Here is a 23499-nt window from a genome sequence, read left to right on the forward strand (position 1 = left end):
AGGCGGGATCAGGCGGTGGTGAATCGGATGGGGACGGAGTTGAACCCCTGGACGAATTCGGCGTATTTGCGGCGGCAGCCGTCCCAGTCGACTTCGTACGTATCGATCGCCTCGAAGAACTCTTCGAGCATGATCGTGCCGAGCCGAAGTGCGATGCTCTCGCCGAGGCACTTGTGCTGGCCGTGCCCGAAGAGCAGGTGCCGCTGGTAGGTGCGGTGGATATCGTAGGTGTCGGCGTCCGGGAACTCGCTTTCATCGCGACCTGCAGAACCCCACATGAGGATGAGTTGTTGGCCGGGGAGGAGCTTTCGGCCGCAGACCTCGACCTCGTTGACCACCTCCCGACATAGAATGTCGGTCGGGTGGTCGAATCGCACGGTTTCCATGAAGGCATTGAGAAGCAGGCTGCGGTCGGCGCGAACCGCGGCAAGCTGCTCAGGATTTCGGGCGAGGTAGTACAGGGTCGCTGCGACGCTGATCTCGGTCGTTTCGGAGCCGGTGATGATCAGGGTGAGCAAGTTGCCGAGGATTTCCTGATCGGTCAGAGAACGACCCCGGACGGTGCCGTTGAGCAAGGACGCCAGATCACCTCGGGCGCTCGACGGGTCCCGACGAGCCTCGACGACCAGCTCTTGAAGGTATTCGAATACTTCGGCACCTGCTTCGGCATTGCTCGGGGACGTGCCACGCTGCCCGTATTCGCGGACGAAGAGTTGTTCGGCACGGTGCCGAATCCGCTCCGAGTCGGCGGCGGGAAGGCCGGCCTTGTGGCCGGCGAAGCGAGCGGCGACACGGCTGGCGTAATCGCGGAATACATCCATGGTGCCGTCGCCACCCTCGACGAGCGGTGTGATGACTTCACGAGCGAGCGTACGCATGTATGCCGCGTCGTGATCCGCCGCCGCCTTGTTGTAGGCGGGTTGGAGCAGCCTGCGAGCAGCAGCGTGCTCGCGCGGATCGGTCTGGGTGAAATTGGGGAAACTGGGTTCGCCGAGCAACGAATTCATCGGCGGCGAACCGCGATGCTCGGTCGTGAAGTTCTTCAGATCCCGGGTGACGCGCCAAACGGCTTCGAAGCTGCACAACGCCCACGCATCGTACTGGGGTAGGTAGTGCAAAGGACCTGCAGCACGGAGCTTTTCGTAGATCGGGCGAGGGTCGACCATGGCTTCGGGTGCGAACGGATCGTAGTCGACAGCTGCCTGATCGGTTGCCGAAATATCGGAAGTCATCTTGTCAGGGGTCCTTCGTGTCAGTAGCCGTGCACGAGATCGACGACATTGTCGAGAGGCTGGGCGGCGGTCCATCGGACGAGGTTGTCGGCGAAGGACCGCATGATCGCTTCCCACACGCCCCTCCCATTCCAAGAAGCATGGGGACTGAAACGTACTCGCGGATGCCGGTACAGCCAGTGACCGGCCGGTAACGGTTCGATGGGCGCAACATCGATCGATGCCAGTGCGATTCGTCCACCGTCGAGCGCTTCTCGGAGGTCTTTTTCGACGATCAGCCCGGCGCGGGCCACGTTGACCAGGTGGGCGTCGGGTTTCATCAGGGACAGGAACCGCGCGTCAACGATGCCCTCGGTGGCCTCGGTGAGGGGCGCGGCGAGCACGACGTGGTCGGCGTCTGCGAGCAGGGCTTCGAGGGTGCGCACGAGTGTCACTCCCGGAACCGGGCTCGGGGTGTCGCTGCGTCGTAGCGCCTTGACCTGGGCACCGAAGGCGAGCGCCCGAGTAGCCAGGGCGGTTCCGGTGGCACCGAATCCGAGGATCGCGATGGTGCTGCCGTGGATCCCGCCCAGTTCCGGTCCCCCCCACCGTTCGGGCGGTTCGTGAACCCAGGATTCGGGCAGCCGCTTTTCGGCGGTGAGGATCTGTGCCATCACCCATTCCGCGATCGGGACCGATGTCGCGCCGCGGCTGATGGTCAGTGTCCGGTCGCCGAGCAGGTCGACGGGGAACTCGTCGACGCCGGTGCCGACGGTGTGGATCCACCGAACGCCGCGGTCCAGGACCTCGGGCAGGTTCGGGGTCCCCTGCATGAGCGTCAGCAGGACCTCGCCGCGAGCGTTGTCGTCGATCGGCCCGTGCTGCGGGACCGCAACGATCTGGGCGTCGACCTCGGCTTCGGCCAGCATGTCCTGCAGCAGGGGCAGATCGCCGAGGTGACTGAGGATGCGGGGTGGGGTCATGATGCGTTCCCGGCGACCGACTCGGCGAGTGATTCGCTGGTCAGTCCGTGGTGCCCCCAGGCGTCACCGCCGGTGAACTCGTTGGTGATCCACGTTTCCTCGTCGACGAGGACCGGGTCGCAGCCGATCTCGACTTCGAAGCCCGCGGGGCTGCGCATGTAGAACGAGAGCATGCGGTCGTTCTTGTGGCGGCCGAGCGATGCGGTGATGGCCAGACCCGCTTCGGTTGCGCGGTCGAGTGCTGTGCCCACCTGATCGACATCGGCGACCTCGAGCGCGATGTGGTGGGTTCCCGAGACCGGACCGACGGCGCTGAGCGCGATGCTGTGATGGCGCGGGGTGCATCGCAGGAAGTGAATGGCCATGCCCTCGCCGAAGTTCATGAAGTCGGAGGTGCGCATGCCCAGCACGGACGTGTAGAACTCGAGGGCGGCGGGCAGATCCTGCACCATCAACACCGCGTGGCCGAATCCACCTTCAGTGACGAAGCCCGGCTCGCCCAGCGGAGAGCGGAATGCGCCGTCGACGGTCGGGCCCCAGAAGATCTCCAGTCGGGTCCCTGCAGGATCTTCGAACCAGACCATGGCCTGCACGCCTCGTTCGGCGAGTTCGGTTTCGGCGGCAGCCTTGGGTGCGGCGCCGGCTGTCTCGAGGATGCGGACCGCGTCGTCGAAGCTGGCGCGGTCGTTGACTTCGAATCCGATGAATCCGATGCCGGGGGTGTTGCTCTCTCGGGCCGCGATACGCCAGCTGCGATCATCGGCCTTGAAGTAGGACGCGTCGTCATCCCCGGCCGGACGGGCGACCTGCTCCAATCCCACGACGGTGGTGGCGAATCGGTCCCATTCCTGTCGGTTGGGGACGTCGAGTCCGATGTATCCGATGCCGCGAAGATTCATGTCGTTTCTCCTGGGTTCAGTCGAGCAGGTCGGGCTGCTCGAGGGTGATCTCGGTGAAGTAGCTCTGGAAGCCGAGCCAGCCGGCGTAGGACGAGCCGGCCTGCTGGTTGGTGTGCCGTGCCATCTCGTGGTCGATGACCTTGTAGGGGAGTCCGGTGGCCTCGAGTCGCATCTGCGACTGACAGGCTTGGTCGAAGAGCAGGAACCAGAAGACCGCTTCGTCGACGGTCTCACCGACGGTGATGTGGCCGTGGTTCTCGTGGATGACGGTGTTGACCCCGCCTGCGGCGGGTGACTGCTCGGCGAAGGCCTCGCCGATCCGGTCGCCGACACCCAGGTCGAAGACGACACCCTCGAACCCTTCGACGATCCGTTGGGACTCGTAGAACGAGCACGCATCCTGACTGGTGGGCTCGATGAGACGCCCGGTCGCCGACCACGGCCGGCCCCACGGGGAGTGCGAGTGACAGGCGGCGACGACCCGGGGATTGTGATGGTGGATGCGGGAGTGGATCGCGAAAGCCGCGGCATTGACCATCTTGTCGCCCTCGACGACGGTGCCGTTGCGGTCGACGAGCAGCAGATCGGACACTCGCATCTTGCTGAACGGTGTCGACAGCGGGTTGACCCAGAAGTGATCCAGGTGTTCGGGGTCGCGAACGGTGATGTGCCCGGCGATACCCGTCGTGAGGCCGAGCTTGGCCAGAACCCGGAAGCCGGCCGCCAAGCGCTCCTTGCGATGCCGGCGTTCCTCGGCGAGGTCGGTGAACGTCGGCGGGGCGATCCGGGACATCGTCTCCGCGACGGCGTCGCGTTCACGGGTCGAGGCGATGGGCTGGGCAGGCATAGAACTTCTCCTCGGTGGGTGGTGGAACCGATCGATCCGAGCGGGTATTGCAACGCTACGACTCGTATCGTAACCTTGAAGTGTGAGGGAGGCAACACCCCGTTTTCGATACCCACATCCATCTAATGCCTTGTCGCACAATGAAAGAGGTTTCAATGTCCGTTCACAGGGTCGAAATCGGCCTGGTCTCCGAGCGTGATGATCTGGTCGACTTCTACCGCGACACCTTCGCCTTCGAGGTACTCGAACCGCGCTCGGTCCCCATGGGAACCGTCCACCGACTCGGTGCCGGCGAGGCGATGGTGAAGATCATGGTTCCCGACGACCCACCAGCAATGGCGGAATCGGCGCGCGAGCAATTCTGGGACCGCGCCGGACTGCAGTACTTCGCGGTGTGGGTCGACGACCTCGACGCGGTGGCGACGCGGTGTGTGCGCGCGGGAGGGGTCGTTGCGGCGGGCCCGCTCGACGTGCGTCCCGGCCTGCGATCCGCGCTCGTACACGATCCCGACGGCAACGTCCTCGAGGTCATGGAGGCGACACCGTGACCCTGCTCCAGGCCGCAACCCTCTGGGAGCTGATCGACACGCGCGCGGCCGCAACACCGCGAAACATCTTCCTCGTAGACGACTTCGAGCGCACCATGACGTTCGCGGAATACCGCGACGCGGTGCTGAACACCGCCGCCGGACTGAAGGACCTCGGGGTCGAAGCCGGCGACACCGTCGCCTGGCAGCTGCCGACCTGGCTCGAATCCATGGTGCTCATGGGCGCGGTAGCACGACTCGGCGCCCGCCAGCTCCCGCTCCTTCCGATCTACCGAGAAGCCGAACTGTCGCGACTGCTCGACCGCTCGGGCGCGCAGGTGTGGGCACTGCCCTCGCTGTGGAAGGGCACCGACTACCACGCACTGTCCGAACGGGTACGGCGGACCAATCCCGGAATACGAACAGTGTTCTGCGACAACGACCTACCGGTCGGCGACCCAGCGATCCTACCGCCGCCGCAGGTATCCGGTTCACACGTGACGTGGCTCTTCCCCACCTCCGGCACCACCTCGGCTCCGAAGATCGTGATGCACACCGACCACTCGATCATGGCCGGAGGTGCGGCCTTCTGCCACGCACAGGGGCTGCGCCCGGACGATCGGTACGGCATCGCCTTCCCGGTCACACACATCGGCGGGGCGAACAATCTTGCCGGAGCACTCCGATGCGGATACTCACTGGCGCTCAGCCAATCCTTCGATCCGACCGAAACGACCGCGTCGTTCCGGCGTCACAACGTCACCATCGCCGGTGGCGGGCCCGCCTTCTACGCGGCGTTCCTCGCCGAACAACGACGCAATCCGAGCGAACCGATCCTCCCCCACCTGCGGTTCATGACCGGCGGCGGCGCACCCATGCCGCCGGCGATGCATCGACAGGTGCGCGACGAGATCGGCGGCGCCGGCTGCGCGCACGGCTACGGCATGACCGAGTCCTGCATCGTGGCGATGAACCACCCCGATGACACAGACGAACACCTGGCCAATACCGTCGGACGGCCGGTCCCCTACGTCGAACTCGACGTGCTCGGAGCCGACGGACCTGTCGCTGCCGGTGAGAGCGGGGAAATCCGTATCCGCGGCGAAGCCGTCTTCCAGGGATACCTCGGTGAACCGACATCCGGCCTGGACGCCGACGGATGGTATCGCACCGGCGACATCGGGCAACTCGACGAGGACGGCTACCTGCACATCACGGGCCGACTCAAAGATATCGTCATCCGCAAGGGTGAGAACATCAGCGCCACCGAACTCGAGGACGTGCTCTACGCACATCCGGGCATCGACGAAGTAGCGGTCATCGGCCTCCCCGACGACGAACGCGGCGAGCGGGTATGCGCGGTAGTCTGCGTAACCCCAGGCCAGCAGGTGACACTGTCGGACATCGCCGACCACTGCACCACCGCCGGACTGATGCGACAGAAAATCCCCGAGCAACTCGAGGTAGTCGACGCGTTGCCGCGCAACCCCGCCGGAAAGGTCCTCAAAAAAGACCTACGCAACCGCTTCGCGGCGAGCGTGGCCCGATGAAGGGCGGATCGTGTCGGACACGTTGAGAAATCGGTGCGCGATCGTCGGCATCGGGCACACGCGCTACACACGCGGAACCTCCGCATCGACGCTCGAGCTGCAACTCGAGGCCGCAACAGCGGCACTCGCGGACGCAGGCCTGACCCCGGCGGACATCGACGCGGTGATGCCGAACGACATGTCCGATCGGATCGCCGAGGAGTTCATTCTGAACCTCGGACTCGAGGACCTCGCATTCACCTCGACCATGCATACCGGCGGCGCGAGCGTCATCTCCGCAATCCAGAGCGCCTGTATGGCGATCACCACCGATGTGGCGACGTGTGCGCTGGTGGTCGCGGGACGGCGGGGCTACAGCGAGCAACGGGTGTCAACCACCAGTGTTCGCATCATGCCGGTACTGGCAACGGTGAACGAATTCGAAAAACCCTACGGCAACCTCGTCGCAGCCCAATGGTTCGCACAATCCGCACAGCGACACATGCATGAATTCGGCACCACGAGCGAACATTTCGGACACGTTGCCGTCACATGCCGCGAGCACGCCAACCTCAACCCGAACGCATACATGTACAACCGGCCGATGACCCTCGCGGACCATCAGTCCTCGCGGATGATCACCAGCCCGTTTCACCTACTCGATTGTTCCCTCGAAACCGACGGCGCAGCGGCGATCGTCATCACGAGCGCCCAACGTGCGACAGACCTGCCGCACGAACCGATCCTGATCAGCGGGGTGGGAGAGGGCCATGGATCGCCACCGACGTCGATTACACAGAAACGAGACATCACCTTCGTCGAAGGCATGCACTTCGCCGGCCGCCGCGCCTTTTCGATGGCCGGTATCGGACCCCACGAGATCGACTGCGCCCAGTTGTACGACGGCTTCACCTGGTTCGTCCTCGCAAGCCTCGAGGCATTGGGATTCTGCGGGCGCGGTGAGGCAGGTCCGTTCGTCGCCGACGGTCGGATCAAGCTCGGTGGGCAGCTACCCGTCAACACCCACGGTGGTCTGCTCTCCGAGGCCCACGTGTCCGGAATGAACCATGTCATCGAGGCGACACGGCAACTACGTCGCTCGGTCGAACCGCAGCGGCAGGTCGCCGATTGCGAGACCGCCCTGGTCACCAACGAGGGCGACTTCCACGAAGGATCGGTCCTCATCCTACGGAGAAGAGAACCGTGAATCGTGCACCCCTCCCCGACCCCTCAGCGCTGGCCGAGGGTTTCTGGGCTGCCGCCCGCCAGGGACGACTGGTGATCCAACGCTGTCACGCCTGTGGCGTGCTGCGCCACTACCCGCAGCCGCGTTGCCCGCACTGCCAAAGCAGCGACTGGGGCTGGACAGAGATCACCGGACGCGGCGTGATCCACAGTTTCACCGTCACCCACCAGGCATTTCACCCGAGCTGGGCGGACCGAGTGCCCTACGTCGTTGCGACCGTCGAACTCGATGACGCTGTCCGAATGGTGACCGACCTCGACGAACCCGCCGAAATGGTGGCCATCGACGCACCGGTCGAGGTGTTCTTCGACCGTATCGACGATGAGCACACACTGCCGCGATTTCGGATCCGACAACCCGACAACGCCGACGAACAGACCAGATAAGTGATCGGGCCCTCGCTCGGCAGACACTCGACCAGAAACAACAGGAGAAGTCGATGGACCCCACAGGTCTGCACGAAGTGGACTATCGGGAAGAAAACGGTGTCGCCTGGGTGACGCTGCACCGGCCCGACACGCTCAATGCTCTGAGTACCGCAATGCGCAGCGAACTGCGCCACATCTGGCGCACACTACGAACCGAAGACGACATCCGATGCGTCGTTCTCACCGGCTCGGGCAACCGATCCTTCTGCACCGGGATCGACCGGTCCGAGATCCTCGACAGTGACGAGCCGTTCGACCCGTACGCCTACGACGACCTGGGAGCGGAGATCGGTCCGAAATCCAACGGGCTGTGGAAGCCGGTCATCGCCGCGATCAACGGGATGGCGTGTGGCGGCGCGTTCTACCTTCTCGGCGAGTCGGAGTTCGTAATCGCCGCCGAACATGCGACCTTCTTCGACCCCCATGTCACCTACGGGATGGCGGCGGTCTACGAACCGATGTTCCTCAGCGGTCGTATGGCCTTCGGGGACCTCATGCGGATGTCGCTCCTCGGGCTCGGTGAACGACTCTCGGCCGACTCGGCTCGCGAGTCCGGATTGGTGTCACAGGTGGTGCCGGCCGAGCAATTGCACGAGACCGCCACATGGGCGGCCGAGACCATCGCCGCCAATCCACCGGCCGCGGTCCAGACGACGGTGCGCTCTTTGTGGGCAGCGCGCCGCCTGGGCGTCCCGGGCGCGATCGACATGGGCAACGTGCTGCTGGCCGCAGGCGACCATCCCGAGATGTTGCGAGCCGGCCAGGACCGGTTCCGCGGTCAATCCCGACCCGAGAGTCGAACTCGGTGACCTTCACACAGGAGTATGTAATGGACTTTTCGTTCAGTGACGACGAACAACGCTTCGACGCCGAGGTCGTCGAATACTTGGCGCAGGAGCGCCAACACCCGGACGCAGACGTAGTCTTCGCTGCTCACCACGAGTCGCATTCGCAACTTGCCAGCAAACCCCAACACAAGGCGTTCATGCGCCGTCTCGCCCAACGCGGATGGCTGGGGATGTCATGGCCGCGAGAGTATGGCGGCGACGCGCACGAAGGGCTCTACGAATACCTGCTCAACGAACGTTTGTCTCAGGCAGGTGCACCTCTGGTCGGCAAGGGCATCGGAATCATCGGCAAGACAATCATCCGACACGGCAGCGACGATCTGCGGGCCCGGTTCCTGCACCGGATCCGGACCGCCGAGATCGACTTCGCACTCGGCTACTCCGAACCCGATGCCGGCTCGGATCTGGCCTCGCTCAAACTCCGTGCCAAGCGGGTCGACGGTGGGTGGGAACTCAACGGTCAAAAACGGTTCAGCACGTCGGCGCACTTCGCCGACTGGTACTGGGTCGCGGCACGTACCAATCCGGACGCCCCCAAGCACAAGGGCATCACCTTGTTCCTGGTCGACCTGAGCGATCCTGGACTGACGGTGCTGGAACAGAAGACGATGAGCGACGACCGCACCAACGAAGTCTTCTTCGATGCGGTCTTCGTCCCGGACGAAAATGTCGTCGGGGAAGTCGACAAGGGCTGGACGTATGTGTGTGAGGCACTCGATTACGAGCGCTACACGATCTACACCGTCGGTGCACTCGAATCGAAGATGAACCGGATCATTTCGTGGGCGAAGTCGACCCGCCGGTCCGGCCGGCCCGTGGTCGACGAGCCCGAGATCCGTTCCGGCATCGCCGAGCTCGCCACCGACCTCGAGGTCGCGCGGATGCTGACCCTACGGATCATCGACAAGGCAGCCCGCGGCGAGGTGCCGTCCAACGAGGCCTCCATGTGCAAACTGACGCTGACCCGGCTGCACCAGAAAATGGCGAACTGGATGCTCGATCATTGTGGACCGGTCGGCGTCCTGGCCTCGGGCGAACCCGGAGCCGCCGACGAGGGCCGTTGGGAACACTCGTACCGCGCCACGGTGATCGAGACCATCGGTGGTGGCTCGTCCGAGATCCAGAAGAACATCCTGTCCCGCCGTGCACTGGGGCTGCCGACCTTATGACCGACACAGAAACCGAGCTCCACACCATCCTGACGGAAAAGATCACCCAGGAAGGTCGCGGACCGGTCGATGCTCCGTCGATCGCACTGTGGTGCTCGGCAAGCGAAGACACCAATCCTCGGCACTGGGCCAACGGAGACCGGTTGGTTGCCCCACCATCGATGGCAGGTACGTGGACTCAGAGCCCCCCGTGGACGCCGTCCGGTCCACCCATACGGTCCATGGAATTACACCACCGCCTCAAGGAGCGTCTCGGATTGCCGATAGCGGTGGTACGTGAGGTATCCCACCAATACGGCGTGCCGGTGCATCTCGGCGACCGGCTCACCGCGACCCACCGAATCGTCGACGTCGGTCCGCTGCGGCACAGACGCATGGGGCAAGGCCGCGACTGGTCCGTGGAAGTGGACCACCGCAATCAGTGCGATGAACCCGTCGCCCTCGAGAGGTGGTCCTTTCACGGCTATCGGCCGGCCGAGTCCAGCACCGGCTCGAACGAGGCGCGGCAACGTGGCGAGGCGGAGCAACCGGCGTCGGACGGGACCCCCTTGCCCGAGCTGAGCATCGACATCGACGCAAGCCGAATCGTGAAACTGGCGGCAGCAAGCGGAGACTGGACCCGATTCCACCACGACCCGGCATTCGCCGCCGCGGCCGGCCTGCCCGCCATCATCCTCAACACCCCGGGCCATATGGCCCTCGTCTCGCGGTGGATCACCGACAACGTGGCGCCGGGCGCGCGTTTGCTGCGGCTGGCGCTGCGGCTGCGCCGCTCGGTCGTCCCGGGGGACCTGCTGCGGATCGGCGGCGAAATCGTCGAGCAGACCATAACCCCCGACGGATGGCGACGGCTCGAACTGGTCTTCACCGAACACGTCGGGAACAACACCACCGTGACCGGTCGCGCCACCGCGGTCGCCACGACCGAATCCGCAGCGGCGGACCCGTGGGACATCCCGCTCGACCGCTGGCAGACGTTCGGCGACGCCGACAACCTTTAGGAACTGAAATGGATCTCACCCTGTCAGAAGAACAACAATTCCTCACCGACACCGTTCGGCAGATGTGCGAAGCCGGATGCGACAGCGACGCCGTCCGCCTCGCGGAAGAACGAGGGAAGGCATTCCCCGAGAGCCTGTGGAAGCACCTTTCCGCCAGCGGCCTACTGGGCCTGACCCTGCCCGAACAGTTCGGAGGCGCAGGTGTCGGACTGACCGAAATGTGCCTGGTAGCACAGGAACTCGGCCGATTCGCGGCACCCCTCACCCCGATCGTGTCGTCCGTGCTTGCCGGCGGCATCCTCATGCGGGCGACATCCGCCCACGAGCAGAACACCTGGCTACCGCGTATCGCCTCGGGTGAGGCCCTCCTGTCGGTGGCCTGGCTCGAAGAAGGCGGCAGCTACGGCGCCGGCGACATCAACGTCGTCGCGGACGTCGCCGGCGAACGGATACGACTGCATGGCAGCAAGACGCTGGTGCCGTTCGCCGATCGCGCCGCCGCGTTCGTCGTGCCGGTACGTAGCGGCCCCGAAACCGAAGACATCGACCTCTACCTCGTTCCAGCAGGACCCGGCGTGGCGAGCACCTCGCAGCGCACGCTCGCAGGGGAATCGGTACACCGCCTCGATATCGATGTCGAGCTCTCGGCCAGGGACCGCCTGAGTGAACCCGGACACGGATGGCAGATACTGCACCAGTCGATGACCGAGGCGGCGATCGTGTTCGCCGCCTACGCCTGTGGCGGCGCACGCAAGGTTCTCGAGCTCGCCACCGACTACGCGAAGACGCGCGAACAGTTCGGACGACCCATCGGCGCGAACCAGGGCATCGCGCATCCCCTCGCCGATACATTGGTCGCAGTCGAGGGCGCGTCGACACTCATGTTCGAGGCCGCATGGAGCCGGGACGCCGGACGTGACATCCGCCTCCTCGCCGCGATGGCAAAACACAGATGTTGCGAGGCCTTCCGTGACGCGACAGCCGTGGCCCACCAGGTGCACGGAGGTATCGGTTACACCCTCGACATCGACATCCAGTTGTACTCCCGCCGCGCAAAGCAACTGCAGCTCACCTGGTGGGACAACCGCTTCCTGTCGAGCCACCTGGCGAATCTGTTGCTCGACGAGAACGGCCCGGGCCTGCCCCCACCGGTGATCGAACGATGACGACGATCCCGGAAGGAATCCACGACATCTTGACCAGCAGATCGGTCGGCTTCCTGGCGACCTGCGCCACGGATGGCCGAGTATCGGTAACCCCGGTCTCCCCGATGTTCGACGGCACGCAGCTGCGGTTCAGCACCACCACCGATCGCGCGAAGTACCGCAACCTCCAGCGGGATTCGCGCGCCACGTTCTGCATGACGGATCCCGCCGATCCGGTGCGCTACGTGGAGGTACGGGGCACCGCAGTGATCGAACCCGACGACGATCGGTCGTTTATCGACTCGCTGGCTCGTCACCACATGGGCATGGACCGATACCCCTACGACGCGCCCGGCGCCCGTCGGGTCGTCATCACGCTGAAACCGGAGAAGGTGTCGGCGCCCACCGTGGCGGGGATCGTCGAGCCACAACTGACCGCAGTCCTGTTCGACGGCGGCTCCTTCCCGGAGCCGTCGAAACATCACTTGTCATTGCTTGCCGATCCAAGAAAGAACTCAACCGATGTGCATCACATATTGCGAAAGTCGTGAAACCCGCACGGTCAACAGGCGCGGCTTTCTCGGCGGCGCCGGCGCAGTGGCAGCCGCGCTGGGAATAGGGGTGATGACTGCCGGCCGCAGCACGGCGCAGCCGTTCTCGCTGCCGGGCTCCACGGGCTCGAGCATTCAGGACCCTGTGGCCGGAAACAAGCTGTCCGTCGTTCTCCTGGGGACTCAAGCGGGGCCGCCGATTGTTCCGGAGAGAACCGGCATCGCCACCGCTGTGGTCGTCGACGGAGATGTCTACGTGGTCGACTGCGGTCGAGGGTCAGCGACCCAATACGTCCATGCCGGATTGCGCTTCGACCGACTCAAGGCGATATTCCTCACGCACCTGCACGCCGACCATGTCGCTGATTACTACAACTTCTTCCTTCACGGAGGACACGTGCCGAATCGCTTCGGCGACCATATCGGCCAAGCGGTGGATGTCTATGGTCCAGGCTCGGCCGGAGGGCTTCCGCCGGCATTCGATGGCCGCGAGGTTCCGACCGTCGGAACGAACCCCACTCCCGGAACCGTGGAAATGACGGAACGTCTGCACGACGCGTACGCCTACAGCACCAACATCTTCATGCGTGACACCGGTATCCGAGACATCCGCACTGTCGTCAACCCGACGGATATCGTCGTTACTGAGGTCGGCGCCAATTACCTGGCGACCGCGCCGGGCATGGAACCGTTCACCGTGATGGAAGACGATCGCGTGCGAGTCTCGGCGGTTCTGGTCCCACATGGCGTCTGCTATCCGTCGTTCGCGTATCGCTTCGACACCGAGTACGGATCGGTCACCCTCTCCGGGGACACCACCTACTCCGACAACATTCTCACACTTGCCCAGGGGACCGATCTCCTCGTCCACGAAGCGATCAACCTGGAGGGCAGCGACCTGCCGCCGGTCGTCCGCTCGCACATGCTCGACGGGCATGTCGAGGTGCAGAAGGTCGGCGAGATCGCCGAACGCGCATCCGCACGTCGACTCGTACTGTCGCACATCGGCGACATCGCGCACGGCGTCGTCGACCCCCACGCTTGGCAGTCCTGGGCACAACGCGGCTACAGCGGGCCAGTCACCATCGGAGAGGATCTACAGAAGATCTCGATCGCATGATCAGAACCAACCGTGGGGGCGACTGCTCTGGTCCATCAGTCGGTGAGGAACCCGCTCACCGTCGCGCCGCAGTTTCGGGTCCACGTCGCGGGGCACGACGAGCACGATCTTCAGGTCCTCCCGAGCTCGGCGATCGCCGCCTCCAGCACGGGACGCAGCAGCCCAGCGAGACCGATACGATCAATCGTGACCCGCGTTATTCGATCGATCCGGTTCTGGCACATCGGTTCAATCAAGCCAAGAACCCAACCGGTGACGAGGATCAGGGAAAACTCGGCTCGCCGTCAGTACTTGCCGCGATGACCATTGCCGCCTCCTCTGCGCTGTGACCGTCACCGACACCGCCGAGAGATGACACCGGCGCTGACCGCCTGAACCGCCGACGAAGAATCGTGCGGCGACGTCACACACCACGTCCAGGGCGTTGATCCTGGGTGTCATTCGGCGCTGCGTTCAGCATCGAGTCGATCCGACCACCCCGCCACCCGCAACGGTCCCGGCATCGCCCGAGACGGACCGAGCTACCGATCAGGTCGCCGCCCCCAGCAACTCACCGTTGTCGACGTCGTAGACCACCAGTCGAACCGGTCGTCACTGCGGTCGGACACGTTGGTGGGCATAACTGCTCTCGGAGCACCTTTCATTCGAGTGATGGCATGCGGATCCGCTGCCTGTCGGACCGTCCGGACCAGCAGGAAACACGGCTCTGTGGTGGAATTCGCCGGTGCTCAGTTGGCGGTGGCAGATTCGGTGAGGATCCCATCCAGATCGTCCAGGACAGCGAGGCCACCGAGGGGACCGACTCCGGTGATCCAGTACGACATGTCGACCACGTGCATGTTCGGGAAGAGTTGCCGATCGTTCACGATCGACGGGACCGACGCCGGATCGTCCGGTGTCGCACTGGTGACAAGAACAAGATCAGCACGCGCTTCGGTGGCCAGTTCGTACGACAGGTCGACAGAGATGGAGTTCTCCCAGTCACGCTCCGGGATGGTGAACCCGGCACATTCGAGCGTGCTCCCGGCGAAGGATGTGGGGCCGTAGAGCGTGAGTTGTTCGTTACGAGGCCGGATCAGCTGTGCGGTCTTCCCCTCGGTGCCGTGTTCCGCTGCGACCTCGGCGCAACGGTCGGTGTACTTGTCGAGCAGCGCCTGCGCCTCATCGCTGCGACCGAGCGCATCGGCAACGAACCGCACATTGTCTTGCCAGGGGTCGGCCTGCGAGGCCATGTAGACCGTCGGTGCGATGGCGGCAAGCTGGTCGTACATATCGGCGTGCCGGGTTTCGGTCCCGATGATCAAGTCCGGATCCAGCGCGACGATCTTCTCCAAGTTCGGTTCAGGAACGGTACCGGCAAACGCCACCGACGAGGCCGCCTCACCCAGATATGCGGGCACGCCGGTTGCCTCGCTGAGCACCGCAGCACCGACGGGGACGACTCCGAGCGCGATGGAGGTATCGAGGTGGACAGGCTCGAGCACTACGACACGCTGGGGGTCGGTGGGCACCTCGGTGATGCCGTGAGCGTGCTCGACCGTACGAGTGGCGGATTGCTCTGCGACGTCGTCGGTCCCGCTACTACATGCAGAAAGCGCGAGCGCTCCGACCATCGCTCCGGCCAGCAGACGACCGACCCGCTGTGTGTTCTGATTCATCCTCGCTCCTCGGACCTACCTTGGTCGCGTCGAATTCGAGTGTTGCGACCGATGTGTACTATTCGAATTTGGTAAGGCTAACTTATCGAGCAAGGAGAATGCGTGCCGCCTCACAGTGGTACTCCGGTGGTCGACAATCACCAGGTCAGTCGGCGAGACGAAGCATGCACGCGACAGTCCTCCATAGCCGGCGAAACGATGCTTGCCCGCGCCGGACGCGCCTTACTGTGGGTCTTGGTCGAACATCCCGGCCCTTGGCCGAAGTCTGCACCGGACAGCGTCCTGCCGAGCGCGGTCGTCGAACGAATCGACGCGGTGAGCCACCCGACGCGACTCGTACTGATCCGACGACCACGCGACCGCAGCGGGACACGACCTCGATGGGTCCTCGCCTGGTCCAATGGTGTGCGGCAGTGGATGAGGGAGGGCACGCTCGACGACTACGAGGTTCTGGCGCACTTTCCCTTCGAGTCGAGTGCGCGTGGCGAAGAACCGGACGTCGGAGCCACTCGAGAGGCTCCGATGTTCCTGGTGTGCACGCACGGAAAGAAGGATGCCTGCTGCGCCGAACTCGGCCGACCGATCATGAACGCCGTGGCTGCCGTCGAAGAAGCAGACGTGTGGGAGTGCACTCATATCGGAGGAGACCGCTTCGCTGCGAACCTGGTTGCCCTCCCGGCCGGACTGTATTTCAGTCGACTGGGACCGAACTCTGCGGTGACTACGGTCCGAGATGCACTGGCCGGCCGGATGTCACTCGATCATCTCCGCGGCCGAGCGGCACTGTCGCCCTCGGCGCAGGTGGCTGAGCACGTTCTCCGCGAAACGACGGGTGTCGAAACTGTCGACGCGATCGAATACGTTCGTGAAACCGTGACAACGGACAACTCGACGAGGGTCGAGATGGGTCTTGCAGGCCGAGACTTCCGGGTGATGGTGCGTCAAGGCCCACCCGAGCCCTCCTTCCGGCACAGTTGCATTCCCGATTCAGCGGCCACCTGGCGGCGATGGATCGTCGATAGCGTCGACGAACGGTCCGGGCATCGTTCATAGCTGTCGGAGCGCTGCAGGTCGGGCGACAAAACTTCTAACGCATCTGCGCGGTGATTACTCCGGACCTGGGAACAGCAGGGGACCTGGACCTGCGGGCATACCGGTCGTTCCACGCAACGCGATGCTCAAAGCCATTTCCTCCACTTGAACACCACATACAAACCCACACCCATTATCAACATCAACGCCAACGCGAACGGATAGCCGAGCTGCCATCCCAGTTCGGGCATGGTTTCGAAGTTCATCCCGTAGACGGTGCCCACCAGCGTCGGTGCGAACAGGATCGCCGCCCACGACGAGATCCGCTTGACCTCCTCGCTCTGAGCGAGACTGGATTCCGACAACCGTCGCATCTCGTCGTTCTGCCGCTGCCCGACCACAGTGGCCTGCACGGTCAACGCATTGTGCAGCAATACCCGGAAGGAATCGGCACGTTCACTGATGCGGATCACATGGTCTTGCACATCTCGTAGACGTTGCTGCAACTCCTCCACCAACCCGTACTTCTGTGCTCCACGCTGGAGCGCGTCCAGCATCCCGACCAGGGGCTGAACCGCGCGTTGGAACTCGATCACCTCACGCGAGAGCTCGTAGATGCGGCGGGACACGTCGGCATGTCCCGTGAAAATTTCGTCCTCGATCTCGTCGATGTCGTTTTCGAGTCCGGCCACCACGGGGGCGTACTGGTCGACGATCTCGTCGAGGATCCCGTAGAGCACGGCCTGCGGTCCCAAGCTCAGCAATTGCGGATCGCCTTCCATCCGGCGCCGGACCCTGCTCAGATCCGGGGCTTCGGCCTGACGGACGGTGACTACGAAGTCGGAACCGACGAAGACGTGCACCTCTCCGAATTCGACCACTTCGTCTGCGTCGAGATAGCGAGCCGGCCGCAGAACTACGAACAGGGTGTCCCCATAGCGTTCGAGTTTGGCTCGCTGATGACCGCGCAGCGCGTCTTCGACCGCAAGCTCGTGTAACCCGAATTCCTCGGACACGGAATGGATCTCGGCAGGGTCGGCTCGGTACATCCCGATCCATGCCATCCCGGAACGTTGCCGCATCACCTCGAAGGTCTCGTCGAGGTTCGCCGGGTCCGCGGTCCGTCGCCCGTCCACGTACACCGCATTGTCTACCGTCGCCACAGCTGTGCCCGGTCTTCCGTCCTCGGCGCTGACCTGCCCCGGTGACAGTCACGACGCCGCAGATGACCGTACCGGGCATCCGCCTGAGTCGACCCGGCATGGTACGCGGCATGTTGATCGTCGGCTTCCCGGCACAACTCGTCGATCGGGTCACATCCATTCGTATGGACAGACACGACGTTCTCTCGGCTGACACCCACCGCGCCGCTACTGCTGCGCCAGCAGGTCACCGTCTACGTCGACGGCACCTTCCTCACGTGCCGCGCTTTCGTGCCGGCATGGTCGCTTCCCGTGAACCTTGCCAGTATCGCAGCCAAGGACGGCAGCCCGAACCAAAGCGCCTACTCTGCATCCAAAGCAGCCGTAGTCGCGCTGACGAAATCGCTGGGCAAAGAACTCGCCACCCTCGCCAACGTCGTAGCACCCGCCGCCGAAAGCCCGATGAGCGCCGGCACCAACTACGGCTGCAGTACTAACTGGGCATGACCGTACAGTTCCTTCCCGCGACCCCAGGTCAGCATCTTGCGGGGCTGTACCGGAAATGTCCTCATCGAAGCGCTCAGCGCAGTGTTCATCGCGACGGCGCCGCATCCACCGAGGGACAAACCGCACTTCACCGATGACTTTTCACCTCAGCCCTCCAGACGAGGCAAGCGCACGAGGACGGTGGATCGACTGCTGTGCTCGACGAGCGTGCCGGTCACGGTCGGTCACCGGCGGTGGGGCAGCCGCACCACCTGAACGAAGAACTCGTCGATTTGCCGCACCGCGCCGATGAATTGGTCGAGATCGACCGGTTTGGTGACGTACGCGTTGGCATGTGCCTTGTAGCTGCGCACGATGTCCTCCTCGGCCGAGGAGGTGGTGAGCACCACCACCGGGATGTCGGACAGGTCCGGATCGGACTTGATCTTCTCGAGGACCTGCCGGCCGTTGTACTTGGGCAGATTCAGATCCAGGAGGATGAGATCGGGTCGCGGCGCCTGGATGTGCGGGCCGCGCCGGTACAGAAAGTCCAGCGCTTCTTCGCCATCGCGGACCACATGCAACGCGTTGCCGATCTTGTTGTCCTCGAAGGCCTCACGGGTCATCAGCTCGTCACCCGGATCGTCTTCGACCAGCAGCACATCGATGGGCGAGGCGGCGATCATGCCAGGACCTCCTCGAGGTCGGTGTCGAACCGGCCCTGCAGGCTCAGTCGGGACCTCACGCGCCCGATCAGGGGTATGGACGTCGATGGGTCTGTCATGCACATGTCCCTTCTGCGGTGATGACCCGCGGGCACCGGGGCTTGCTCGTCGCGTCGCTGGGCACGACGACGGCCGAGATCCTCGTAGAGCACACGGACCATATCCCCGGGCTGGCTGCTGAACCCGGGGAGCGAACTGTATCCGACCTCGAGATCGGCACCCGGACCGGGATACCGATTCACCGTTCTTGCCCTTTGGAGGCGGTTCTGCGCCGATCAGGACATCCACCGTGGAGATGTCAGGTCGTTCTCGGCCATCGCCTCGACCGACTCGTCCGCTCCGTACACAACCGAAGGCATCACAGGTCACCTTTCGATGATGTATCCCTCAGGGGATCGCCGACGGTAAGGGGCATGTGTGCTCGTCGGCGACCGGGTATAGCCCATGGATATCGCTTCGGCGGTGGTCTCGCTATTTGCTATATGGACCGGGCGACCGATGAGCGGCCTCCTGACCGACGCCGATGTCGACACCGATCGCACACCTGCCTCATCTATTGTTCATCGATCCACTTCTGCAGATTCCGCCCCAGCGATACCAGCGACGTGTCGAGCACGGACAGCAGATCGCCGCCGAACGCGGGAATCTCCACACTGTCGCGCAGAGCAGCAAGCACAGCGCCCTGCACCGCACCCCCGATACTGGCCGGCACCACCGCCGTCGGACGAACACCGATACGGGACGCAACGAACCTCGCCACGACCTCGGCCCACGCCAACCACCGTTGCGCACCCTCGGCCTGCAACTCCGGCGAGGTATCCAGGATCCGAAACTGGGCCCTCCACAGACCCTCGTCGTCGAGCCGGGGCACCACCGAATCGAACACCCCGGCCCGGATCGCCTCCATCACCGGCACATCATCATCGACCGTGTCCAACGCGGATTGCAGATCGCGGGTGCCCTCCTCGAAAGGAGACCACACCAGTGCTGCTTTGTTGGGGAAGTACCGGAAGAAGGTGGTCCTGCCGATCCCCGCGGCCGCAACGATATCCATGATCGACGTCTCGGTATAGCCCCGTTCGAGGAACAACTCGAACGCAGCCGCCTCGACCTGTGCGCGAGAAGACACCTGCGGACGTCCGCGCCTGCCGGCGACCATCCTGTTCCCCCTTTTTTCTACCCAACTCTTGATTTTAGGTACCGAGTACCGTAAACATAGACGAGAAGCGCCGCGACCGACAATGCGACCTCCCATCCGATGCCACGACCCGTCATCCCCCCTGTAGGCGGATCGTGGCTCCCGGGTCGACGACTCGACCCCGCCCGGATGCCCTGCCTCCTCCATCCCCCCTGCAGGCAGGGCATCCGGGCCTCCCACCCCGGCAGGCGCAGGGTGTCAGCTGTCCTACCCGCTCGATCGAAAGCCCCGCCATGGTCCACCGACACCGATCGCCGCTACCGCGTACCGGCGGCCACCTTCCCGCATTGCCTCTGGTCCGCAGTCACATCCACAAGCCGACCATCCGGTTCGGAAAGCTCGTCATCTGGAAATGCCGAGGCTGCGCCACGGTGCTGGCACCGTCGACGACCACCTGCCACGGGTGCGGCTCCGACATTCTCGAGCCGATCGATGCGGCCGGCGCGGGGGTGATCGTCTCGTGCCGGGTCGTCGACGGCGCCCCCGATCCGCTGCGGGGTGCACCCTGTCCGTCGGTCCTGGCCATCATCGAACTCGACGAGGGCCCCTGGGTCTATTCCTGGATCGACGGTGAGATTCCGTTCCGGCCCGATTGCCCGGTGCGGGTGTCGTACCGATCCACGCAGCCAGGCCAGCGTTTCCCGAGCTTCGAACTACGCGACCGATGACACAGTCCGCTCCCGCTCGATCGGAAGAACAGCGTCGGTATACCAGCACCCGAGACCGACGCCGAGAGGTCCTCCGCGTCCCCATCGACAGCGTGAACGCTACGCAGGCGGCATGGCGGAACGAGAACCGAAACCCTCGAGTAAGCATGAGCCCCTGGGGAACTCGTCGGATCTGAATCTCACTGTCACTGTGTGTCACTGTCGAACACCGCCCGAGAGCAGCCTGAGTCGAACGCCGCACCGACCTACGGAGACCGGCTCTCCTCTCGCTCTGCAACCTCGATACGGTCCTGCATTCGCCTCATCGCACGCAACCATCTGTCCGGATCCGACGCCTTCCGGAGGAAGTACTCTCCTACCTCGGGATGCGGAAGGATCAGGAAGCGGTCATCGACGAGCGCCTCGACGATGTCGTCGGCAACTTTCTCCGCTGTGAGTACTCCGGTTTCGAAGATCACTCGACCCGCGGCGTCAGTAGGCAGGAGATCTGTCGCGACCCCTTGAGGACACACGCACTGAACGATTACGCCCTTGTGCCCGTAGGTCGCCGAAAGCCATTCCGCGTGCGCGACGGCAGCGTGCTTGGTGACGGAGTACGCCGGAGAGCCCAGCATGGTCAACAGTCCCGCCGCCGAGGCTGTCACCACGAACCGTCCGGCGCCCCGCTCGAGCCACTCCGGCATCAACGCCCGGGCGGCGCGAACATGGGCCATGACGTTGACATCCCAGGACACCTGCCAGTCCGCCTCGTTCTCGGCCACGCCCGTCTCGACACCGGCATTGGCGAACCACACGTCCACGGCGCCGAGAGCAGCACGCGACCGCTCCACCAGATCGGCAACGCCCTGCTCCCCCGCCGCGTCTCCCGGCGCCGCGATGCCCCCGATCTCCTCGGCGACCCGGGTGCACGCTTCGGCATCGAGATCGTTGACCACGACTCGAGCCCCGGCCCGCGTAAGACGGTGCGCAAGGGCACGTCCGATGCCGTTGCCGGCTCCCGTCACGACTACACCCGCGTCCCGGAGATGACTCGGTCCTGCTATGTACGGCAACTGTCGTCCTTAAGTTCTCAGGTGCAATTACTTCGTGAGGGTTTCGTCGAGCTGTAACCCGGGTGGGTCAGGTGAGGCCGACATGTCGTTGCCGACTTATGGATCGGCATGGCAGGACTTGCTACCCGATCCACCGGGGCACCCTCGGGCCGCTCCTCGGGATGCGCGATCTTCGCTGTTCAAGCAATGCCGGCGGAGTAATCAGGGGGATCAGGCTGGAGCACAAGCAAAAACGGGGAACAGTGCCCGGTCGCGAGTTCCATGCGACCGGGCACAACGATGACGTGTCGATTCGGTCGGTCACATCTTGCTGAGCGCGTCCGTCCCACCGACCAGCATCGCCGCAGCGACACCCACGGCGGTGACGCCCGTCATGACCAGGGCGACTGCCGCGACGAGCGGATACCCGCCGTTGGACCAGTACTCGAACAGGATGGTGCCCATCACTTGCGTCTGTGAGGCCCGCACCAACAAGGAGGCGGTGAACTCGTGGGTGAGCAGGACGAACAGCAGGGCTGCGGTCCCACCGAGGCTGCCACGCATGAGCGGCAGCAAGATCTTCAGGTTGGTAGCCACGAAGCCGGCACCGCTCACCCGGGACGCCTCGAGATAGGTGTCGCCGAGCGCAAGCATCGACGACAGCTGCATGCGAGTCGCGAACGGCAACATGAGCGTCACGTATACCAAGATGACCACCCACGGGGTGCCGTAGAGCACGATCGGTCCCTGCGTATAGGTCAGCAGGAACGCCGCGCCGAAGATGACCGCCGGCACACCGAGTGGCATGGAGACGAGCACGTCGACGACGACACGCAGCACCGGATATCTCGTGCCACGCACGATCAGGCTCGCCGCGACGAAGCCGAGGGGCAGAACGATCGCCATGGCGATCAGCGAGAACATCACGCTGTTGCCCACCGCGGCGGGTACCGCCGAGCCGGAGAAGATCGTCCGGAAGTTGTCGAAGCTCAGCGCCGAGAAGGTGATGGTTCCGCTCCAGTAGCGGGACAGGGCGACGAACACCAGTGCCAGCAGCGGCAGCACCGTCGACAGCAGCGAGAACAGCAGGATGATCGTCACGCCGGTCTTCGACGGGCGTCCCTGGGAGCGGAACGCTTTACCACCGTGCGTGACGAACCGACGCTGGTTGCCCAGCATCGCCTTCTGCGCGAACACCACGACGATCCCGACGATCAGCAGCGGCGAGCCGAGTGCCGCCGCGGTGGCGAACTGCGCCGGAGAGTCGCTGATCTGGAAGTACATCTCCGTGGTCAGCACGCTGACACCGGTGTTGGTGCCCAGCAGCAGGGGCCCGGTGAACTGGCCCAGACCGAGCAAGAGAGCAACCCCTGCGCCGTAGATCAGGGTGGGACGCAGCAACGGCAGGGTGATCTTGAAGAACACTTTCCATTCCGGCATCCCCGAGACCTGGGCCGCCTCGATCATCTCCGAGTTGATGTTCTCGAAGCCGGACCGCACGAACATGTACACGAACGAACTCAGCGAGAATCCGGTGATGATCACGATCCACTGGATCGAGTAGATGTCGATCGGGCCTTCCTCGAGATGTGACCACCACGGCAGGTTCCGCAGCAACGCGTTGAGGTAGCCGGGGCGGGGCGAGAGCAGGAACGCCCAGCCGACGATCGCGGCGACGGCCGGGATCACGATCGGCAGGATCGGCAGGATCTGCAGCGCCGCCAGTCGCCGCGGCAGCCGGTTCGCCGCCCACGCCAGCGCGGTGCCGAACACCATTGCAATCATCAGCGATCCGAGTGCCAGACCGACAGTGTTCCACAGGATCTGGCCGATCCTCGGCAGTCCGAACGCCCGTCCGTAACCAGTGGCTCCGCCCTCGAACGCCGTCGACTGCAGCCGTATGACCGGGAGCACGACGAGATAGCAGAGCAGCGCCACGAAGGCGACGACGCCCAGGCGACGCGCCGCGACGCGTACCGCTTCGTTCCCGGGTCCGCGAGAGACGTTCTCGGTAGTGGTGCCGACCTCACCGGTCGGCAATGTCATGACAGCCAT

General features: G+C 64.3%; 22 protein-coding genes and 2 pseudogenes. 13 read left to right on the forward strand and 11 right to left on the reverse strand.

From position 1 onward, the window contains the following. Nucleotides 1-8: 8 nt before the first annotated feature. The 4 genes from GON09_RS26385 to GON09_RS26400 are packed head-to-tail and all read right to left on the reverse strand — an operon-like array spanning nucleotide 9 to nucleotide 3940. Complete coding sequence (locus tag GON09_RS26385; RefSeq protein ID WP_213934927.1) at nucleotides 9-1232, reverse strand: cytochrome P450; 1224 nt, start codon at nucleotides 1230-1232, stop codon at nucleotides 9-11. A 20-nt stretch (nucleotides 1233-1252) separates the two neighbouring features. Beyond that, nucleotides 1253-2194, reverse strand: coding sequence for an NAD(P)-dependent oxidoreductase (locus GON09_RS26390; RefSeq protein ID WP_213934928.1), 942 nt, complete (start codon nucleotides 2192-2194; stop codon nucleotides 1253-1255). Next, a complete protein-coding gene (locus GON09_RS26395) occupies nucleotides 2191-3093 on the reverse strand; it encodes a VOC family protein (protein WP_213934929.1) in 903 nt (300 codons plus the stop codon). Before GON09_RS26395 ends, GON09_RS26390 begins: the two co-directional genes overlap by 4 nt. 16 nt (nucleotides 3094-3109) lie before the next feature. Then, nucleotides 3110-3940 (reverse strand): class II aldolase/adducin family protein, encoded by an 831-nt coding sequence (locus GON09_RS26400; RefSeq protein ID WP_213934930.1) that lies wholly within the window; start codon nucleotides 3938-3940, stop codon nucleotides 3110-3112. Between the two features lie 155 nt (nucleotides 3941-4095). Between GON09_RS26400 and GON09_RS26405 the strand changes: the two genes are divergently transcribed. From GON09_RS26405 to GON09_RS26450, 10 genes are all read left to right on the forward strand, one after another. Further along, the gene (locus GON09_RS26405; protein WP_213934931.1) at nucleotides 4096-4488 is read left to right on the forward strand and encodes a VOC family protein; all 393 of its coding nucleotides are present in this window, start codon (nucleotides 4096-4098) and stop codon (nucleotides 4486-4488) included. Beyond that, on the forward strand, nucleotides 4485-6017 hold the full coding sequence (locus GON09_RS26410; RefSeq protein ID WP_213934932.1) for a class I adenylate-forming enzyme family protein: 1533 nt from the start codon (nucleotides 4485-4487) through the stop codon (nucleotides 6015-6017). The genes GON09_RS26405 and GON09_RS26410 overlap by 4 nt, the downstream gene beginning before the upstream one ends. A 10-nt stretch (nucleotides 6018-6027) precedes the next feature. Further along, complete coding sequence (locus GON09_RS26415) at nucleotides 6028-7203, forward strand: thiolase C-terminal domain-containing protein (protein ID WP_213934933.1); 1176 nt, start codon at nucleotides 6028-6030, stop codon at nucleotides 7201-7203. Continuing rightward, nucleotides 7200-7628: a Zn-ribbon domain-containing OB-fold protein gene (locus tag GON09_RS26420; protein WP_213934934.1), complete on the forward strand. Its 429-nt coding sequence runs from the start codon at nucleotides 7200-7202 to the stop codon at nucleotides 7626-7628. Before GON09_RS26415 ends, GON09_RS26420 begins: the two co-directional genes overlap by 4 nt. Before the next feature lie 53 nt (nucleotides 7629-7681). Next, nucleotides 7682-8479, forward strand: coding sequence for an enoyl-CoA hydratase/isomerase family protein (locus tag GON09_RS26425; RefSeq protein ID WP_213934935.1), 798 nt, complete (start codon nucleotides 7682-7684; stop codon nucleotides 8477-8479). A 20-nt stretch (nucleotides 8480-8499) separates the two neighbouring features. Beyond that, nucleotides 8500-9687 (forward strand): acyl-CoA dehydrogenase family protein, encoded by a 1188-nt coding sequence (locus tag GON09_RS26430; protein ID WP_213934936.1) that lies wholly within the window; start codon nucleotides 8500-8502, stop codon nucleotides 9685-9687. 221 nt (nucleotides 9688-9908) lie between these two features. Then, on the forward strand, nucleotides 9909-10688 hold the full coding sequence (locus GON09_RS26435) for a MaoC/PaaZ C-terminal domain-containing protein (RefSeq protein WP_244867041.1): 780 nt from the start codon (nucleotides 9909-9911) through the stop codon (nucleotides 10686-10688). A gap of 8 nt (nucleotides 10689-10696) precedes the next feature. After that, nucleotides 10697-11854: an acyl-CoA dehydrogenase family protein gene (locus GON09_RS26440; RefSeq protein ID WP_213934938.1), complete on the forward strand. Its 1158-nt coding sequence runs from the start codon at nucleotides 10697-10699 to the stop codon at nucleotides 11852-11854. Beyond that, complete coding sequence (locus tag GON09_RS26445; RefSeq protein WP_213934939.1) at nucleotides 11851-12384, forward strand: PPOX class F420-dependent oxidoreductase; 534 nt, start codon at nucleotides 11851-11853, stop codon at nucleotides 12382-12384. Before GON09_RS26440 ends, GON09_RS26445 begins: the two co-directional genes overlap by 4 nt. Beyond that, a complete protein-coding gene (locus tag GON09_RS26450; protein ID WP_280521719.1) occupies nucleotides 12356-13504 on the forward strand; it encodes an MBL fold metallo-hydrolase in 1149 nt (382 codons plus the stop codon). Before GON09_RS26445 ends, GON09_RS26450 begins: the two co-directional genes overlap by 29 nt. A 728-nt stretch (nucleotides 13505-14232) precedes the next feature. Here GON09_RS26450 and GON09_RS26455 read toward each other — a convergent pair. After that, nucleotides 14233-15162: an ABC transporter substrate-binding protein gene (locus tag GON09_RS26455; protein ID WP_213934941.1), complete on the reverse strand. Its 930-nt coding sequence runs from the start codon at nucleotides 15160-15162 to the stop codon at nucleotides 14233-14235. Nucleotides 15163-15360: 198 nt separating this feature from the next. On the opposite strand from GON09_RS26455, the gene GON09_RS26460 reads away from it, so the two are divergent. Beyond that, on the forward strand, nucleotides 15361-16215 hold the full coding sequence (locus GON09_RS26460; RefSeq protein ID WP_213935234.1) for a sucrase ferredoxin: 855 nt from the start codon (nucleotides 15361-15363) through the stop codon (nucleotides 16213-16215). Nucleotides 16216-16340: 125 nt separating this feature from the next. Here the strand turns inward: GON09_RS26460 and GON09_RS26465 are convergent, their stop codons facing one another. After that, a complete protein-coding gene (locus tag GON09_RS26465) occupies nucleotides 16341-17357 on the reverse strand; it encodes a magnesium and cobalt transport protein CorA (RefSeq protein WP_307854559.1) in 1017 nt (338 codons plus the stop codon). Nucleotides 17358-17552: 195 nt separating this feature from the next. Between GON09_RS26465 and GON09_RS26470 the strand changes: the two are divergent. Then, nucleotides 17553-17816: pseudogene (locus GON09_RS26470) on the forward strand (SDR family NAD(P)-dependent oxidoreductase); the annotation flags it as partial. A gap of 5 nt (nucleotides 17817-17821) precedes the next feature. Here GON09_RS26470 and GON09_RS28590 read toward each other — a convergent pair. The 3 genes and pseudogenes from GON09_RS28590 to GON09_RS26480 form a co-directional block, all read right to left on the reverse strand. After that, a pseudogene (locus GON09_RS28590) lies at nucleotides 17822-18055 on the reverse strand (IS30 family transposase); the annotation flags it as partial. Nucleotides 18056-18067: 12 nt separating this feature from the next. Next, the gene (locus tag GON09_RS26475) at nucleotides 18068-18508 is read right to left on the reverse strand and encodes a response regulator (protein ID WP_213934942.1); all 441 of its coding nucleotides are present in this window, start codon (nucleotides 18506-18508) and stop codon (nucleotides 18068-18070) included. 592 nt (nucleotides 18509-19100) lie between these two features. Further along, the gene (locus GON09_RS26480) at nucleotides 19101-19676 is read right to left on the reverse strand and encodes an acyl-CoA-like ligand-binding transcription factor (protein ID WP_307854560.1); all 576 of its coding nucleotides are present in this window, start codon (nucleotides 19674-19676) and stop codon (nucleotides 19101-19103) included. Nucleotides 19677-20116: 440 nt separating this feature from the next. On the opposite strand from GON09_RS26480, the gene GON09_RS26485 reads away from it, so the two are divergent. Continuing rightward, nucleotides 20117-20413, forward strand: coding sequence for a Zn-ribbon domain-containing OB-fold protein (locus tag GON09_RS26485; RefSeq protein ID WP_307854561.1), 297 nt, complete (start codon nucleotides 20117-20119; stop codon nucleotides 20411-20413). A 245-nt stretch (nucleotides 20414-20658) separates the two neighbouring features. Here GON09_RS26485 and GON09_RS26490 read toward each other — a convergent pair whose 3' ends face one another. Both GON09_RS26490 and GON09_RS26495 read right to left on the reverse strand, forming a co-directional pair. Then, nucleotides 20659-21417 carry an SDR family oxidoreductase gene (locus GON09_RS26490; RefSeq protein WP_307854562.1) on the reverse strand — a complete coding sequence of 253 codons (759 nt, stop codon included), beginning with the start codon at nucleotides 21415-21417 and terminating at the stop codon, nucleotides 20659-20661. Between the two features lie 348 nt (nucleotides 21418-21765). Next, nucleotides 21766-23499: an ABC transporter permease gene (locus GON09_RS26495; protein WP_213934945.1), complete on the reverse strand. Its 1734-nt coding sequence runs from the start codon at nucleotides 23497-23499 to the stop codon at nucleotides 21766-21768.

Origin of the sequence: Rhodococcus sp. B50, assembly GCF_013602415.1 — a bacterium.
Lineage (GTDB): Bacteria > Actinomycetota > Actinomycetes > Mycobacteriales > Mycobacteriaceae > Rhodococcus.

What these genes read in the sequence shown, in the direction of transcription:
- GON09_RS26385 (WP_213934927.1), bottom strand. Translation starts at nt 1,232, where the DNA reads ATGACTTCCGATATTTCGGCAACCGATCAGGCAGCTGTCGACTACGAT.
- GON09_RS26390 (WP_213934928.1), bottom strand. Translation starts at nt 2,194, where the DNA reads ATGACCCCACCCCGCATCCTCAGTCACCTCGGCGATCTGCCCCTGCTG.
- GON09_RS26395 (WP_213934929.1), bottom strand. Translation starts at nt 3,093, where the DNA reads ATGAATCTTCGCGGCATCGGATACATCGGACTCGACGTCCCCAACCGA.
- GON09_RS26400 (WP_213934930.1), bottom strand. Translation starts at nt 3,940, where the DNA reads ATGCCTGCCCAGCCCATCGCCTCGACCCGTGAACGCGACGCCGTCGCG.
- GON09_RS26405 (WP_213934931.1), top strand. Translation starts at nt 4,096, where the DNA reads ATGTCCGTTCACAGGGTCGAAATCGGCCTGGTCTCCGAGCGTGATGAT.
- GON09_RS26425 (WP_213934935.1), top strand. Translation starts at nt 7,682, where the DNA reads ATGGACCCCACAGGTCTGCACGAAGTGGACTATCGGGAAGAAAACGGT.
- GON09_RS26430 (WP_213934936.1), top strand. Translation starts at nt 8,500, where the DNA reads ATGGACTTTTCGTTCAGTGACGACGAACAACGCTTCGACGCCGAGGTC.
- GON09_RS26435 (WP_244867041.1), top strand. Translation starts at nt 9,909, where the DNA reads ATGGAATTACACCACCGCCTCAAGGAGCGTCTCGGATTGCCGATAGCG.
- GON09_RS26440 (WP_213934938.1), top strand. Translation starts at nt 10,697, where the DNA reads ATGGATCTCACCCTGTCAGAAGAACAACAATTCCTCACCGACACCGTT.
- GON09_RS26445 (WP_213934939.1), top strand. Translation starts at nt 11,851, where the DNA reads ATGACGACGATCCCGGAAGGAATCCACGACATCTTGACCAGCAGATCG.
- GON09_RS26450 (WP_280521719.1), top strand. Translation starts at nt 12,356, where the DNA reads ATGTGCATCACATATTGCGAAAGTCGTGAAACCCGCACGGTCAACAGG.
- GON09_RS26455 (WP_213934941.1), bottom strand. Translation starts at nt 15,162, where the DNA reads ATGAATCAGAACACACAGCGGGTCGGTCGTCTGCTGGCCGGAGCGATG.
- GON09_RS26460 (WP_213935234.1), top strand. Translation starts at nt 15,361, where the DNA reads ATGCTTGCCCGCGCCGGACGCGCCTTACTGTGGGTCTTGGTCGAACAT.
- GON09_RS26475 (WP_213934942.1), bottom strand. Translation starts at nt 18,508, where the DNA reads ATGATCGCCGCCTCGCCCATCGATGTGCTGCTGGTCGAAGACGATCCG.
- GON09_RS26495 (WP_213934945.1), bottom strand. Translation starts at nt 23,499, where the DNA reads ATGGCTGTCATGACATTGCCGACCGGTGAGGTCGGCACCACTACCGAG.